The sequence below is a fragment of the Microbispora triticiradicis genome (assembly GCF_005864065.1).
GTDB lineage: Bacteria > Actinomycetota > Actinomycetes > Streptosporangiales > Streptosporangiaceae > Microbispora > Microbispora triticiradicis.
In genome coordinates, this window is sequence record NZ_VANP01000008.1 from 381,164 (window position 1) to 395,720 (window position 14,557).

The window sequence follows — 14,557 nt, forward strand, 5'->3', positions numbered from 1 at the left end:
CCCCTCTTATCGAAGCTTCGGGTCGAGCGCGTCGCGGACGGCGTCGCCCAGCATGACGAACGCCAGCACGGTGATGCTCAGGAAGAGCGCGGGGAAGATGAGCGGTTCCGGCGCCTCCAGGAACCGGCGCCGGGCGTCGCCGATCATCAGGCCCCACGAGATCGCCGGCGGCTGGACTCCCACTCCCAGGAAGGACAGGCCGGCCTCGGCGGCGATGAAGACACCCAGGTTGAGGGTGGCCGTCACGATCACCGGGGCGATCGCGTTGGGCAGGATGTGCCGCACCATGATCCGGCCGGGCCCCGCGCCCAGCGCCCGGGCCGCGGTGACGTAGTCCTGGTTCTTGGCCGAGATGACCGCGGCCCGCATGATGCGCAGGATCAGCGGCCAGGCCAGCACGGCGAGCGAGAGGACCACGATCCAGGCTCCGGCGTTCTCCCGGCCGGCCACCGACAGGAACAGCAGCGCGCCGAGCACCGAGGGGATCGCGAAGAAGATCTCGGCGATCCGCGACAGCAGCACGTCGACCCAGCGGCTGTAGTAGCCCGCCAGCAGGCCGAGCCCGCCACCGACGATGGCGCTGATCAGCGAGGTGGCGATGCCGACGATGACCGAGACCCGGGCGCCGTAGATGACCCTGGAGTAGGTGTCGCAGCCGAGGTTGTCGGTGCCGAACCAGTGCTTGGAGGTGATGCCCTCCCGCGCGTTGCTCAGGTCGCAGGTGGAGGGGTCGTAGGCGTTGACGGACGAGAACAGCGACGGGAAGGCCGCCATCAGGATCAGGATCAACACGAGGATCGATCCCAGGATGAAGACCTTGTTCCGGCGGAGGTCGTGCCAGGCGTCCGACCACAGACTGGCCGGCCTGCGGGCCTTCTCCGGCTTGGCGTCCTTGTCCTTGGCCGATTCGGCCACAGTCGCGTTACTCATAGCGGATCCGGGGGTCGAGGACGGCGTACAGCAGGTCGACGATCAGGTTGGCCAGGACGTAGACCAGGACCAGTACGGTCACGATACCGACCACCACCGCGTTCTCACGCAGGTAGACGGACTGGAAGAGCTGCTGGCCGATGCCGGGCAGATTGAAGATCGTTTCGGTGATGATCGCCCCGCCCATCAGCGTGCCCAGGTCGGCGCCCAGATAGGTGATCAGCGGGATGAGCGAGTTGCGCAGCGCGTGCCGGCCGAGCACCCGTCGTCGTGGCAGGCCCTTGGCGACGGCGGTGCGGATGTAGTCGGCGCGGAGCGTCTCCATGAGGCTCGTCCGGGTGAGCCGGGTGAGATAGGCGATCGAGAGCCCGGCCAGCACCAGGCCGGGCACGATGTAGCTCCGCATGCCGTCCTGGATCCCGGCGACGGGGAAGAAGTCGATCCCGGTGTTCTGCTTCAGCTTCACGCCGAGCACGAGCTGCAGGACGAACCCGCTCACCAGCGTCGGGATCGAGACCAGCAGCAGGGTGAAGGCGAGCACCGCCTGGTCCTGCCACCTGCCCCGGCGGAGCGCCGCCCACAGGCCCAGCCCCACGCCGATGACCGCCTCGAACACGAGGGCGGTGATCGAGAGCTGGAAGGTCACCTGGAACTTGCCCTGGAAGAGCGAGGACACCGGCACCCCGCGGAAGGTGGTGCCAAAATCACCGGACACGATGTCGCGGATGTAGTACCAATACTGGACGAGCAGCGGATCGTTCAGGTGGAACTGCTCACGCATGCGCGCCACAAGCTGGGGGTCGAGACGCCGGTCCCCGCCCAGGGCCGCGATGGGATCACCCGGCAGCGCGTAGACGGTGGCGAAGAGCAGGAACGTGGTCCCCACCAGTACAGGGATCGCCTGCAGTAGGCGTCTGATCACGTAGCGACCCATGAGGTCTCCCGGTCATGAACAGGGGCAGCCCATTCTGTCTGTCATGGACTGCCCCTGAGGATGGTCGACTACCGGGGGGCAGATCAAGGACCGCCCCCCGAATAGCTCTTCGGTCAGGCCCGCTCGACGTTGAAGACGTCGATGCGCTCGAACGGGTCGATCTTGACGTTCTTCACGTTCGAGGAGAACGCGCCGTTCGTGGTGTAGAAGTAGATCGGCACGTACGCCATCTCCTTCAGCGCCAGGTCGTCGGCCTGCTGGTAGAACTTCACGCCCTCGTCGAGGGACGCGGCGGAGTCACCCTTGTTGAGCAGCTCGTCGAACTCCTTGTTGGAGTACTGGACGTAGTTGGAGCTGCCGCCGGTCCCGAAGATCGGGCGGAGGTAGTTCTCCGGGGACGGGTAGTCCATGATCCACGCCATCCGGAAGGCGCCCTTGACCTTGCCGTCGCCCAGGTCGTTGAGGATGTCGGCGAACTTCTCGTACGGCTTGACGCTGACCTCGACCTGGAGGTTGGTGCGGATGTTGTTGGCGACCGCCTCCATCCACTCCTTGTGGGCGCCGTCGGCGTTGTAGCTCAGGTCGATGGACTTGACGTCCTTGCCGCCGTTGGAGTCCCAGAGCGACTTGGCCTTCGCGGGGTCGAAGGTGCACGCCTCGCCGCAGGCGCCCTTGCGGTAACCGGCGACGACCGGGCTGATGTTGTCGTCGGCGGGGACGCGGGTGCCGGAGAAGACCTTGTCGGTGATGGTCGCCCGGTCGATCGACATCGAGATCGCGGTGCGCAGCTCGCGGCTCTTGGCGTACGCGTCACCGCTCTTGATGTTGAACCCGAGCCAGCCGATGCCGGAGGAGGGCTGCTCGATGTAGCGGTCGCCGAACTCGGCCTTGGCGCCGCCGATCTGCTCCGGCGGCAGCTGGTCCATGATGTCCAGGTTGCCGGCCCGCAGGTCGTTGTACGCGGTGTTCAGGTCGGTGTAGATCTTGTACTGGAGCGCGTCGACCTTGGCCTTGCCCTCCTTGAAGCCGTCGAAGCGGACCATCTCGACCGTCTGGTCGGTCCCGCGCTTGTACGGCTTGCTCATCTTGAAGGGGCCGTCACCGATCGGGTTCGAGCCGTAGTCGGCCTTCAGCTTGCCCTCGGACTCGAAGGCGGCCTTCGGCAGGGGGTAGAAGGCGGTGTAGCCCAGCATGGTCGGGAAGCCCGAGTAGGGGTGGGTGAGCTCGACCGAGATGGTCTTGTCGTCGACCGCCTTGAGGCCCGACAGCGTCGTCGCGGTGGGCTCGGCGGCCTTCTTCGGGCCCTCCTCGCCGTCCGGGTCCTGCGGGTTCATGGCGTCGTAGCCCTTGAACACCGAGAAGAAGTAGTTGGACTGCTGCTGGTTCGGCCCGTAGGCCGTGTAGTTCCAGGAGTCCACGAAGTTCTGGGCGGTGACCGGCGTGCCGTCGTGCCAGGTGTAGCCGTCCTTGAGCTTGATCGTCCAGGTGGTCTGGTCGGTCGAGTCGATGGACTCCGCGATCCGGTTGACCGGCTTCTTCTGGTCGTCGTAGTCGACGAGACCGATGAACAGCGCGTTCAGCACCTCGGCGCCGCTGGTCTCGCCGGTGTTGCCCGGAATCAGGTCGTTCTGCGGCTCGGCGATCTCGATGCGGACCGGCTGCGCGGCGGAACCGGAGCCGGAGCCTGAGTTGTCGGACCCTCCACCACCGCCACAGGCGGCCACGGCGAGCGCCAGCAGCGCTGCTCCGGCGGTAATCCTTACGCCCCTAGTCACACGCATAGTGGATCTTGGTCCTCCCTCTAGGATGGGCGTTCACGCTGGTGCGACCCCGGGTTTGCGGGCACCGTCAAACCAGCTGACGTCCTGCCAGTCGTCCGGAGCATCCCTCACCTCTCGCACCAGAGGTATCTCCGGCACGTTGCAGTTCGGTCACACGTGCGCGAGTCGGGCGTCACACACGCAGTCCCGCGTGCCAACCCTAAACGCCCAGATAGGCACTAAAACCCCCTTTAGCGTACATTCACCGTGAGAGTGCGAGCCCTTGACCGGCGGAGTCGGCGGCACCCCCTCCCCGGTCCCCTTATCACGATGTCCTGGGCTACCGTTGACCAGTCGCAGCCACGTCCGGTGCGACAGCCGTCCCACCGACCTCCATCCAATAGAGTCACTGCCATGAGCCAGCCGGAATCCGCGGTCGCGGAGGCCCAGGGTGGCGGCCGAGCCCCGGAGTCGCTGGCCGCGCTCGCCGAGCGTCACGGACTGCGACGCGCCATCGCACGCCCCAGCATGCCCGCCTACCTGCGCCAACTGTGGGACCGGCGGCACTTCATCCTCACGTACGCCACGTCGCGCAACGTCTCGAAGTACTCGGAGTCGATGCTCGGCCAGCTCTGGCAGGTGCTGACGCCGCTGCTCAACGCAGCGGTCTACTGGCTGATGTTCGGCGTGATCCTCGGGCAGAGCAAGTCGATCGTCAACTACCCCGCGTTCCTCATCACCGGGGTCATGGTGTTCACCTTCACCCAGCGCACGGTGATCAGCGGGGCCAAGTCGATCTCGTCGAACCTGTCCCTGATCCGCGCGCTGCACTTCCCCCGCGCCTCGCTCCCGCTCGCGTACACGATGCAGGAGCTGCAGCAGCTCGGCTACTCGATGGGCGTGCTGCTCCTGCTGGTGCTCGTCACGGGGGAGCCGATCACCTGGCTCTGGCTGCTGGTCCCGGTCACGCTGGCGATGCAGACCGTGTTCAACATCGGCATCGGCCTGTTCATGGCCCGCGTCGGCGCGTTCATGCGGGACATGAACCAGCTCCTGCCGTTCATCACCCGCACCTGGCTGTACGCCTCCGGCGTCTTCTACGCGATCGACGACAAGACCCGGGAGCTCCCCGACTTCCTCCGCTGGGCGCTGGAGTTCAACCCGGCGGCCGCCTACATCGAGTTCATGCGCGACCTGCTGATCTACCAGCGTTTCCCGGAGCGCTGGGCGTGGGTGACTTGCGTATTCTGGGCAGTGTTCGCGGTGATCGTCGGCTTCTGGTACTTCTGGCGGGCCGAGGAGAGGTACGGCCGTGGCTGAGCTGACCAAGGAGCAGGAGCTGTCCCAGGTGGCGCCCCAAGACCCCAAGACGCAGACCCCCTCCGAGACCCGGGACCCCGAGTCGCCCGACTCCACGACCGGGACGCCGACCGTCATCGTCGACGACCTCCACATCGTCTACAAGGTGTACGGCTCGGCCGGCGACGCCGAGAAGGGCAACGCGGCCAACGCGCTCATGCGCCTTCTCCGGCGCCAGGGACGGCCGCAGATGAAGGAGGTCCACGCCGTCAAGGGCGTGAGCTTCGTGGCCCACCACGGCGACGCCATCGGCATCATCGGCCGCAACGGCTCGGGCAAGTCGACCCTGCTGCGCGCGATCGCCGGTCTCCTGCCGCCGCACAAGGGCGCCGTCTACACGAACGGCCAGCCCTCCCTCCTCGGCGTCAACGCGGCCCTCATGAAGGAGCTGACCGGCGAGCGCAACATCATCCTCGGCTGTTACGCCATGGGGATGACGCCCGCCGAGGTGCGCGAGAAGTACGACGAGATCGTGGACTTCTCCGGCATCGGGGAGTTCGTCCAGTTCCCCATGTCGACCTACTCGTCCGGCATGGGCGCCCGGCTGCGCTTCGCCATCTCGTCGGCCAAGACGCACGACGTGCTGCTGATCGACGAGGCGCTCGCGACCGGCGACCGCGAGTTCAAGCGCAAGAGCCAGGACCGCATCAAGCAGATGCGCCAGTCCGCCGGCACCGTCTTCCTGGTCGCCCACAACCTCGACGTGATCGAGGAGACGTGCAACCGCGTGATATGGCTGCACAAGGGGAAGATCAGAATGCAGGGCGACCCCCAGGAAGTCCTGGAGGCGTACAACAAAGCCTGAGAGAAACGGAGGGGTGAACGTGCCGACGCCGCCACCGATCCCGTACGACCACCTGCCCGAGGTGCCCGCGCTGACCGTCGAGAGCGACGACGTGCGGGACGGCGAGAGGCTCCCCGAGGCCCATGTGTTCGACGACTGGGGCATGGGCGGGCAGAACGTCTCCCCGCACCTGCGCTGGTCGGGCGCCCCCGAGGGCACCCGGAGCTACGCCGTCACCTGCTACGACCCGGACGCCCCCACGGGCAGCGGCTTCTGGCACTGGGTGCTGTTCGACATCCCGGCCTCCGTCACCGAGCTGCCGGCGGGCGCGGGCAACGGCCCCGACTTCAAGGGACTGCCCGAGGGGGCCAGGCACGCCCGCAACGACTTCAGCACGAAGGAGTACGGCGGCGCGGCGCCCCCGCCCGGACACCCGCACCGCTACCTCTTCGCCGTGCACGCGCTGGGCGTGGAGTCCCTCGGCCTGGACACCGACGCGCCGCCCGCCGTGGTCGGCTTCAACGTCACGGCCAACACGCTCGCCCGCGGCTTCATCGCACCGGTGTACGAAACCTGATGCCACAGGGCCCGGCGTTCCACTATGATTCGAACGGAGATTCGACATAGCGGAGGGCCGGGATGAGCGACCTCGCGTCGGCGATCGACAGTCTCGCCGCCGAAGACCCCGCGGAGCTGCCCGTCGGGCTGATCGCCGAGCAGCTCATCGATCTGCACTGGCAGATGGCCCGCCTGCAGGCCCAGATCGCCAGGCGCACCTACCTGCGCGCCTCCTCCGAGTCGCCCAACTAGCGCCCCTCGCCGGGACGCGAACGGCCGGCACCCTCACGAGGTGCCGGCCGTTCGTCGTGGCCGAAGCCGGAATGTTCGATTCCTCGGTCAGTTGCCGTACCCGCGCACCCGCCCCGTCGGGACGGCGCCGGACACCAGGCCCGGGGCCGACGACACCGCGCCCGACAGGGCCGCGTCGGCGGTGACGGCCGCGGAGGAGGCCAACCGGGACGTCGCGGCGGTGGCCGCACCGGCTCCCCGCGCCGGCACGCTCGTGGTGGTCGCGGCGACACCGGCGACCGCGCGGACGTCCGCGTTCACGCGGGCCGCGACGTCGGCGGTCACCGTACGGGTGCTGCTCGTGTCGGCGCACGGAACCAGCGTCAGCAGGCCGCCCGCGCTGCCGGCGGTCGCCGCGGCGGCGCCGTTCAGGTTGAGCAGCGCCTTGAGCCTGGCGGTGACGTCGAGCGCGGCGCTGACGTCGGCGCCCGCGGCGGCGACGGCCGCCGCCGAGGCGTCCACGGCGTCGGCGGCCCGGCCGGACGTCGTGACGACCGGCCGGCCGACCTGGGCGGTGAGAGCCGCGACGGCCTTCGCCTTGGCGCGCACGGCCGCGTCCACGGTGGCCCTGGCGTCGACGACCGCCTGCAGGGCGGCGCGCAGATGCGCCTCCAGGGTGGCGATGACGGCGGCGTCGACGGTGATCGTCGCGTCCGCGGCAGCGGCGGCCGCGGCGTCGACAGTGGCGTCCGCCGTGATGTCGGCGGCGATGTCGGCCGCGATGACGGCCGCGGCGTTGATCTGCGCGTTCGCGGTCGCGGTGAGAGCGGCCGTGGTCGTGCCTGCGAGGTCCGCGACGGCGACGAGGTCGGCCCGGAGCGCGGCGGTCACGTTCACCGCCACCTGGGCGGCGGCGTCGGCCTGCGCGACGGCACCGCTCGCCGCGGTGCTCGTGCCGCTCGCCGCCCCGCTCGTCGTGCCGGCCACCGCGTCGGCGACCACGCCGGCCCGCAGGTCGGCCAGCAGGCTCGCCACCGCCGCGACCCGGGTGTTCGTGCACTTGACCGCGCACCCCTCGGCCTGCGCGGGCGCGGCGAGCATGCCGGCGACGCCGATTGCGACGGCGACGACGGCTGTCCTAACCAGTCGTTTCATTTGACTTGCCCCCGGTTCATATTCCTTTTCACGAGAGTGGGAATGACGAACCCAAGAACCCCCGTGCGTCGGCGGGCACGCCGACAAAGACGTCGGCATTTCTATCACCGCGGTTCACGCCGGAAGGCTCACCGAGGCGGGGGGTCCAGGCAGGACGACGCGCCGGAAAAATCGGGATATCGAGCATCGGACGACCACTTCACGGTCGCCCCAATCCCCGCGCAGCAGAAAGCTACGGTAAACACCGAGCCCGGTCGCGGCGGTGAATTTTTCCGCTCGCTTTTGGCGACGCGCGCGTGGCGCCCGTGACGCGCAGCCGGCGGGCGCCGGCCCGCGGCCCCTGGGACCGCCTGTTGCCGGTCGGCGCTTCGCGACATATCGCGTTAGGAGTTAGGCTGTCGGGGTGACCTACCTCACCCCGTACGCGGGCGACGATCCCGCGCAGCGCGCCTCCGACGCCGACCGCGACAGGATCGCGGCCGTGCTCGGCGAGGCGCTGGCCACCGGCCGCCTGACGAGCCTCGAACACGCCGACAGGCTCGACGCCGTCTACCACGCCGTGACGCTGGGCGAACTCGTGCCACTGATCAGGGATCTGCCGGACGTGTCCGGCCAGGCGTCCGCGCTCCCCACGGACCGGCTCCGGATCTCGGCGGTGTTCAGCAAGATCATACGGCGCGGACGCTGGATCGCCGGGCGGCACACCGAGCTCAGCGCCGTCTTCGGAGCGCTGATCGTCGACCTCGACGAGGCGGTCCTGCCCGGCCGGGAGGTGACGCTTGAGGTGAACTCGTTCTGCGGGAAGATCATCATCACCGTCCCCCCGGACGCCAGGGTGATCGACCAGGGCGGCACCGTGTTCTCCAAGCGCGCGATCAGCGGCGGGGACGGCGCCGAGAACGGCCCGCTGATCCGGCTCACCGGCAACGCGCGCTTCGGCAAGATCGTGGTGTACCGGGGGACGCGCCGCTGACGGCCTACGATTCGGCCATGCAACCCACCGGCCGTACGCTGCCCGTGGCCCTGGACGCCATGGGCGGCGACCACGCGCCCGGCGAGATCGTCGCGGGAGCCGTGCGGGCGGTGCGCGAACGCGGCGTGCCCGTCGTGCTCGTCGGCCATCCCCGGGTGCTCCACCAGGAGCTGGCCGGGCACGACGCGGTCACCGAGATCCCCATCGTCCGCGCCGAGGAGGCCCTGGCGATGAACGAGGGCGCGCTGGCGAGCCTGCGGCGCCCGCGGTCCAGCATCGCCGTCGCGTGCCATCTCGTCCGGCGCGGCGACGCCTGCGCGGTGGTGTCCGCCGGGTCGACCGCCGGCGTCGTCGCCACTGGACGGCTGCGCCTGCGGGCCCAGCAGGGCGTCGTACGGCCCGCCATCGCGGTCGGCCTGCCGACGCTTCCCCAGCCCACCGTGCTGCTCGACGCGGGGGCCACGGCGGACGCCAAGCCCGAGATGCTGGTGCAGTTCGCCCACCTCGGGGTGGCGTACGCGGAGGCCGTGCTCGCCACGCGGCGTCCGCGCGTCGGCCTGCTCACGATCGGAGCCGAGGCCGAGAAGGGCAACAAGCTCGCCAAACGCGCGCACGAACTGCTCGTCGCCACCCCCGGCATCGACTTCGTCGGCAACGTGGAGGGACACGACCTGCTCACCGGGAAGGCCGACGTCGTCGTCACCGACGGGTTCACCGGCAACGTCGCGCTGAAGACGGTGGAGGGCACCGTGCGGTACACCTTCGACCAGTTCAGGGAGGCGATCGCGGACAGCCGCCTGGCCCGGCTCGGCGGGATGCTGCAGCGGGCCCGGCTACGCGAGCTGGCCGGCCGGCTCGACCCCGAGGCGCACGGCGGGGCCGTGCTGCTCGGGCTGAACGGCACGGTGGTGATCGCCCACGGCTCGTCGCGGGCCCGCGGGGTCGCCGCCGCCTGCGAGCTCGCGGCCCGCCTGTCGGCCCAGGGCGTCGTCGCCAGGATCGGCGAGCGGATCGCCGCGGGCAACCGGTCGCACCGCCGCCGCTGACCATGCGGACGACCGCCGGACGGACGGCGGGATGACCGGCGGACGGACGGCGGGATGACCGCCGATTTCGGCAGGCGGGCCGAAGTCGCGCGCCGATAAGCTTGACGCATGACCGACCCGCAGCTCGTGCTCACCGAGCGGGTCCAGCAGGCGCTGGGCTCCGCCTTCGGTCCGGAGTACGCCACCGAAGATCCGCTGATCAGGCCCTCACAGTTCGCCGACTACCAGGCGAACGTCGCGCTCAGCCTGGCCAAGCGGCTCCGACGTGCGCCTCGGGAGGTCGCCCAGGCCATCGCGGGCCACCTCGACACCTCCGACGTGAGCGTCGAGGTCAGCGGGCCCGGGTTCCTCAACCTGACGCTGCGCGACGGCTGGATCGCCGAGCAGGCCGGGCAGCGGCTGCTGGACGACCGCCTCGGCGTGCCGCAGCCGGCTCCGCAGACCGTGGTCGTCGACTACTCGGCGCCGAACGCCGCCAAGGAGATGCACGTCGGTCACCTGCGCACCACGATCGTCGGCGACACGCTCGCGCGTACCCACGAGCACGTCGGCAACCAGGTGATCCGGCAGAACCACCTCGGCGACTGGGGCACGCCGTTCGGCATGCTCATCGAGCACCTCCTCGACATCGGCGAGGAGCAGGCGCTCGGCCGCCTGGCCGCCGGCGACGGCAACGCCTTCTACCAGGAGGCACGGCACAAGTTCGACACCGACAAGGCGTTCGAGGAGCGCTCCCGCCGCAGGGTGCCGCTGCTGCAGGGCGGCGACCCGCCGACCCTGCGCCTGTGGCACGAGTTCATCGAGTACACCAAGCGCTACTTCAACAAGGTGTACCGCGCGCTCGGCGTCACGCTCACCGACGACGACATCGCGGGCGAGAGCAAGTACAACCCCATGCTCGCCGACGTCTGCGACGAGCTTGAGCGCATGGGCGTGGCCGAGATGAGCGAGGGCGCGCTGTGCGTCTTCCCGCCCGGCTTCACCGGCCGCGACGACCAGCCGCTGCCGCTCATCGTCCGCAAGAGCGACGGCGGGTACGGCTACGCCACGACCGACCTCGCCGCGATCCGCTACCGGGTCCGCGACCTCAAGGCCGACCGGGTCCTCTACGTCGTGGGCGCGACCCAGTCGCTGCACTTCCAGATGGTCTTCGCGGCGGCCCGGATGGCCGGCTGGCTGCACGACGAGGTGAAGGCGGAGCACGTCCAGATCGGCAGTGTGCTCGGCAGCGACGGCAAGATGTTCAAGACCCGCAGCGGCGAGTCGGTCAAGCTCACCGACCTGCTCGAGGAGGCGGTCGTCCGGGCCGAAGCGGTCATCGCCGAACGCGGGTACGAGCCGGAGGCCCGGCGGCAGATCGCCCGCCAGGTCGGCATGGGCGCCGTCAAGTACGCCGACCTGTCGGTCAGCCACGACAGCGAGTACGTCTTCGACTTCGACCGCATGCTCGCGCTGACCGGCAACACGGGGCCGTACCTCCAGTACGCCACGGCCCGCATCCGGTCGATCTTCCGCAACGGCGGGATCGACCCGGAGTCGGTCACCGGCCCGATCGTGCTGGGCCACCCGGCCGAGCGGGCGCTGGCACTGCAACTGCTCGGCTTCGGCACGGTCGTCGCCGCCGTCGCCGAGCTGTCCGAGCCGCACCGGCTCTGCAACTACCTGTTCGACCTCGCGCAGGCGTTCACCTCGTTCTACGAGGGCTGCCCGGTCCTCAAGGCCGAGGAGGAGTCCGTACGGCAGTCGCGCCTGGCCCTGTCGGCGCTCACGCTGCGCGTGCTGCTGCGGGGCCTCGACCTGCTCGGCATCGAAGTGCCCGAGCGGATGTGAGCGGCGTGCCCGAACCCGCTCCGGCGTGCCTAACCCCTCGTCAGCGCGCCGAGCGTCTAGTCTGGCGCGGGCAAGGGAGTGCCAGCCGATCCCTCGGGGAGCGATCCGCGTGAGCATGGACCTGACCACGAGTCCGGACCCCGGAAACGTGGCCGACGCCACGGAGTTGCACCGCTACGCCGAAGCGCTGCTCGTCAGCCTGGCGGCCGACGGGACCACGCCCGAGCTGCCGCCGGGCGTCACGGACGTGCCGGGATACTGGCTCGCGCCGGCGGTCGAGACGCTCGTGCTGATCCTGTCGGGCGCGGACGCGCTGGAGCCGCTGGCCCTCGCCTCCCAGCTGGACGAACGGCGCACCGCCCTGTTCCTGTGCCTCGCCCTCGCCGTCTGCGGCCAGGGCGATCGCATCCACGCGTCCTGGCTGGGGACCGCCTTCGGCGACCTCGCCGAGGACCACCCGGTGGCCCCCGGCCAGCGCGCCCTGTGGCTGGCCGCGGCGCGGGGGGCGTACGGGCCGGTCGGCAAGATCTTCGTGCTGCGCAAGCTGGACGCGGTCGACGTGCCGGCCACCGACGACCGCTGGCTGAGGGCCATCGTGCCCGGTTCGCCGGAGACGTCGGTGCCTCCCTCCCTGGAGCCGTTCCCCGAACTGGCGAAGGTCGCCGAGATCGAGCGGTCCCTGCAGGCGTCGGTGACGCTGCAGCGCCTCCGTGAGCGCTGCGACGCGATCACCTCCACCCGGCAGCCGGGCGAGGTCACCAAGGTCGTACGCGGCACCGTGTGGGCCGACGACGAGCCGCTGGCCGTGCTCCGCACGCTGATCGGGCAGGGCGGCCCGGAGGGGCCGCTGAGCTCGCTCACCGGCCATCTGCTGCAGGACCTGCGCCCCGACGCCGATCCGCATCTGGCCGCGCTCGCCCTGCATGTCGCGGCGCCCGCCGTCCGGGCCGCCGCCGAGGCGCTCGTCGACGTGGTGCGCGAGCCTCCGCCGGACGCCCTGGACGTGCCGATCCTCGGCTATGCGGTACGGCTCCGGCCCGAGGGCCCGGACCAGGAGTCGATGGCGGCAGCCGAGCAACGCCTCGTCACGGAGTGCGTGCCCAAGCGTGCCCGGCCCTGGCCGGCGTACCTGCTCCTGGTCCTCGCCGCCGCCGTCTTCGCCTGGGGTTTCGTGGTCAACCCGCCGCTGGCCCTCGGCGGCCTGGTGATCGCCGCGGTGGGCGGTCATCTGCTGTGGCGGCACCGCATCCAGGAGCACTCGGACGTGCGGTACGTCCAGTCGCGGGCCGGAAAGCTCGGTGATCTCGCCGACAAGGCCGTCTGGGCCCTGCACGAGTACGCCAGGGAGTCCGAGGAGCGGGCCTCCGCCGCCGCCCGCGACCTCAGCGAGATCACCACTCTCCTGCGCCGGGGCCCACGGGCCGCCTGACGCCGCTCCGCCGTAAAAACCACGGGCCCTCTCCCGGTGTATGGGAGAGGGCCCGTCAGTCTGTTAGGCGCGTGCGGGGCGCCGGTTCAGGCGCTGGAGACCTCCACGTTCGCGGGGGTGATCAGGAACACCTTGTCCGCGATCCGCTCGATGCGGCCCTCACAGCCGTAGGCGAGGCCTGCGGCGAAGTCGACCATGCGGGTGGCCTCCGCGGTCGACATGCCCGCCACGTCCATCACCACCGTGTGGCCCTCGCGGAAGTGCCGGCCGATCGTCAGGGCGTCGTCGTACTTGTGCGGGCGGACCATGACGATGTGGGCAGGGTCGGCATTGGGCTGCCAACGCTTGGCGGCGCGCTCGGCCGCCGGCATCCAGTCGTCCTCGTACTCGTCCTCGTCGGTGTAGGCCTCGTCGTACTGCTCTGCCCCACCCAGGCCAAGGTAGCTTGCCACCTTGCGCACAGCCCCCATCGGCTCGTCCTTTTCCGGCTTGTCCTTTTCCGGGCTTGTCCCGACACACGGGACCGTAATCGACGATTCAGCGAATCCCCACCGACACGCCCGGCCGTTTAAGGGTTGTTGGTTGGATAATGTAGAGGCCGAGTGCGTATGTCTTCATCGTCAATTCTGTTTCAGCCCTTCCAGGGTAACTCTCGAACCCGCCTACCCCACGGAACACTTCGCAAACATTTTTCCCGGACATCAGGAAGGACATCGTTCCCTCAGTAGATCACAACGTACGCCGCCGATGAAGGGTTCCGGAAATAAGATCTTGCTGGTAGAGCCGCCGCGGGCGGGTGCCGGAGGCGCGAATCGAACCGCCGGTCAAGATGATCGAATTGCGTTGCGGACGCCCCGCCCGGAGGCCGGGAATTCGAAATTCGAAAATATTTGCGATAGTGGTCGCGGCCTCCGCACCGCCGGACGCGCAGCCCAGGGCCGGTCGGAAGGCCGCTGGAGATCCTGGAGTCGGTCCCGGAGCCGATGTACGTTGCCACACGAAGAGTTAGAGGCACATAGACGCCCACAGGTTCCCGGAGGGCCCGAACTTCCCGTCTTAGCCCCGTCCGGCCCTCACCCGCCGGCCCGTCACCGCAAGGCCCTCAGAGCACCGGCGGGCACCAGTGAGGTTGGCCGGCCGCGCGACAGCGCTGCACGAGCCAGGCACAGGAGGGGGACGCGGCACGGCCACCCTGGCGCAGCGAAACTCGGGCACAAAAAAAAGGGGGGTCATCCCATACGGGATGACCCCCCTCAAAAAATTGTCCGGCGGCGTCCTACTCTCCCACACCGTCCCCGGTGCAGTACCATCGGCGCTGGTAGGCTTAACTTCCGGGTTCGGAATGTAACCGGGTGTTTCCCCACCGCTATAACCGCCGTAACCCCATGAAACACACAACCACACCACACCACAAGGGCGTGTGCCGGTTGCTGTCTCTGAGATCACATAGTGAACGCGAGTATAATATGGTCAAGTCCTCGGCCTATTAGTACCGGTCAGCTCCACGCATTACTACGCTTCCACTTCCGGCCTATCAACCCCATCGTCTATAGGGAGCCTTACCCACT

The 14,557-nt window shown here is 69.3% G+C and carries 13 protein-coding genes and 2 rRNA genes; 8 read left to right on the forward strand and 7 right to left on the reverse strand.

Annotation, left to right across the window (positions count from 1 at the left end; all coding sequences use genetic code 11):
- Positions 1-6: 6 nt before the first annotated feature.
- The 3 genes from FED44_RS22560 to FED44_RS22570 all read right to left on the reverse strand — a co-directional run bounded on the left by FED44_RS22560 (position 7) and on the right by FED44_RS22570 (position 3,645).
- Complete coding sequence (locus FED44_RS22560) at positions 7-930, reverse strand: ABC transporter permease (protein ID WP_117410000.1); 924 nt, start codon at positions 928-930, stop codon at positions 7-9.
- Positions 923-1,864: an ABC transporter permease gene (locus FED44_RS22565; RefSeq protein WP_117409999.1), complete on the reverse strand. Its 942-nt coding sequence runs from the start codon at positions 1,862-1,864 to the stop codon at positions 923-925. Before FED44_RS22565 ends, FED44_RS22560 begins: the two co-directional genes overlap by 8 nt.
- Positions 1,865-1,977: 113 nt before the next feature.
- Complete coding sequence (locus FED44_RS22570) at positions 1,978-3,645, reverse strand: peptide ABC transporter substrate-binding protein (RefSeq protein ID WP_138461936.1); 1,668 nt, start codon at positions 3,643-3,645, stop codon at positions 1,978-1,980.
- Between the two features lie 393 nt (positions 3,646-4,038).
- Here FED44_RS22570 and FED44_RS22575 point away from each other — a divergent pair, with 393 nt between their 5' ends.
- The 4 genes from FED44_RS22575 to FED44_RS35935 all read left to right on the forward strand — a co-directional run bounded on the left by FED44_RS22575 (position 4,039) and on the right by FED44_RS35935 (position 6,577).
- Positions 4,039-4,944, forward strand: a complete 906-nt coding sequence (locus tag FED44_RS22575) for an ABC transporter permease (protein WP_117409997.1) — start codon at positions 4,039-4,041, stop codon at positions 4,942-4,944.
- Position 4,945: 1 nt separating this feature from the next.
- The gene (locus tag FED44_RS22580) at positions 4,946-5,788 is read left to right on the forward strand and encodes an ABC transporter ATP-binding protein (RefSeq protein ID WP_259403106.1); all 843 of its coding nucleotides are present in this window, start codon (positions 4,946-4,948) and stop codon (positions 5,786-5,788) included.
- A gap of 19 nt (positions 5,789-5,807) precedes the next feature.
- The gene (locus FED44_RS22585) at positions 5,808-6,344 is read left to right on the forward strand and encodes a YbhB/YbcL family Raf kinase inhibitor-like protein (protein ID WP_117410026.1); all 537 of its coding nucleotides are present in this window, start codon (positions 5,808-5,810) and stop codon (positions 6,342-6,344) included.
- A gap of 62 nt (positions 6,345-6,406) precedes the next feature.
- Positions 6,407-6,577 (forward strand): hypothetical protein, encoded by a 171-nt coding sequence (locus tag FED44_RS35935; protein WP_165900891.1) that lies wholly within the window; start codon positions 6,407-6,409, stop codon positions 6,575-6,577.
- An 87-nt stretch (positions 6,578-6,664) separates the two neighbouring features.
- On the opposite strand, the gene FED44_RS22590 is transcribed toward FED44_RS35935, so the two are convergent.
- On the reverse strand, positions 6,665-7,711 hold the full coding sequence (locus FED44_RS22590) for a hypothetical protein (protein ID WP_138461937.1): 1,047 nt from the start codon (positions 7,709-7,711) through the stop codon (positions 6,665-6,667).
- Between the two features lie 403 nt (positions 7,712-8,114).
- Between FED44_RS22590 and FED44_RS22595 the strand changes: the two genes are divergently transcribed.
- The 4 genes from FED44_RS22595 (at position 8,115) to FED44_RS35940 (ending at position 12,989) form a co-directional block, all read left to right on the forward strand.
- Positions 8,115-8,684 carry a DUF1707 SHOCT-like domain-containing protein gene (locus FED44_RS22595; RefSeq protein WP_138461938.1) on the forward strand — a complete coding sequence of 190 codons (570 nt, stop codon included), beginning with the start codon at positions 8,115-8,117 and terminating at the stop codon, positions 8,682-8,684.
- Positions 8,685-8,701: 17 nt separating this feature from the next.
- A complete protein-coding gene (plsX, locus tag FED44_RS22600) occupies positions 8,702-9,730 on the forward strand; it encodes a phosphate acyltransferase PlsX (RefSeq protein ID WP_117409993.1) in 1,029 nt (342 codons plus the stop codon).
- A gap of 108 nt (positions 9,731-9,838) precedes the next feature.
- Positions 9,839-11,560, forward strand: coding sequence for an arginine--tRNA ligase (argS, locus tag FED44_RS22605; protein WP_138461939.1), 1,722 nt, complete (start codon positions 9,839-9,841; stop codon positions 11,558-11,560).
- A 115-nt stretch (positions 11,561-11,675) separates the two neighbouring features.
- Positions 11,676-12,989, forward strand: a complete 1,314-nt coding sequence (locus tag FED44_RS35940) for a hypothetical protein (protein WP_117409991.1) — start codon at positions 11,676-11,678, stop codon at positions 12,987-12,989.
- Positions 12,990-13,075: 86 nt separating this feature from the next.
- Here the strand turns inward: FED44_RS35940 and FED44_RS22615 are convergent, their stop codons facing one another.
- From FED44_RS22615 to FED44_RS22625, 3 genes are all read right to left on the reverse strand, one after another.
- Positions 13,076-13,459, reverse strand: a complete 384-nt coding sequence (locus FED44_RS22615; RefSeq protein WP_117409990.1) for a cell division protein SepF — start codon at positions 13,457-13,459, stop codon at positions 13,076-13,078.
- A 793-nt stretch (positions 13,460-14,252) separates the two neighbouring features.
- Positions 14,253-14,369: ribosomal RNA gene (gene rrf, locus FED44_RS22620) — 5S ribosomal RNA — on the reverse strand.
- 86 nt (positions 14,370-14,455) lie between these two features.
- Positions 14,456-14,557: ribosomal RNA gene (locus FED44_RS22625) — 23S ribosomal RNA — on the reverse strand; the annotation flags it as partial.

Excerpts from the sequence above, each read along its gene's own strand:
- FED44_RS22560 (WP_117410000.1), bottom strand. The coding sequence starts at position 930 with ATGAGTAACGCGACTGTGGCCGAATCGGCCAAGGACAAGGACGCCAAG.
- FED44_RS22565 (WP_117409999.1), bottom strand. The coding sequence starts at position 1,864 with ATGGGTCGCTACGTGATCAGACGCCTACTGCAGGCGATCCCTGTACTG.
- FED44_RS22570 (WP_138461936.1), bottom strand. The coding sequence starts at position 3,645 with ATGCGTGTGACTAGGGGCGTAAGGATTACCGCCGGAGCAGCGCTGCTG.
- FED44_RS22575 (WP_117409997.1), top strand. The coding sequence starts at position 4,039 with ATGAGCCAGCCGGAATCCGCGGTCGCGGAGGCCCAGGGTGGCGGCCGA.
- FED44_RS35935 (WP_165900891.1), top strand. The coding sequence starts at position 6,407 with ATGAGCGACCTCGCGTCGGCGATCGACAGTCTCGCCGCCGAAGACCCC.
- FED44_RS22590 (WP_138461937.1), bottom strand. The coding sequence starts at position 7,711 with ATGAAACGACTGGTTAGGACAGCCGTCGTCGCCGTCGCAATCGGCGTC.
- plsX (WP_117409993.1), top strand. The coding sequence starts at position 8,702 with ATGCAACCCACCGGCCGTACGCTGCCCGTGGCCCTGGACGCCATGGGC.
- argS (WP_138461939.1), top strand. The coding sequence starts at position 9,839 with ATGACCGACCCGCAGCTCGTGCTCACCGAGCGGGTCCAGCAGGCGCTG.
- FED44_RS35940 (WP_117409991.1), top strand. The coding sequence starts at position 11,676 with ATGGACCTGACCACGAGTCCGGACCCCGGAAACGTGGCCGACGCCACG.
- FED44_RS22615 (WP_117409990.1), bottom strand. The coding sequence starts at position 13,459 with ATGGGGGCTGTGCGCAAGGTGGCAAGCTACCTTGGCCTGGGTGGGGCA.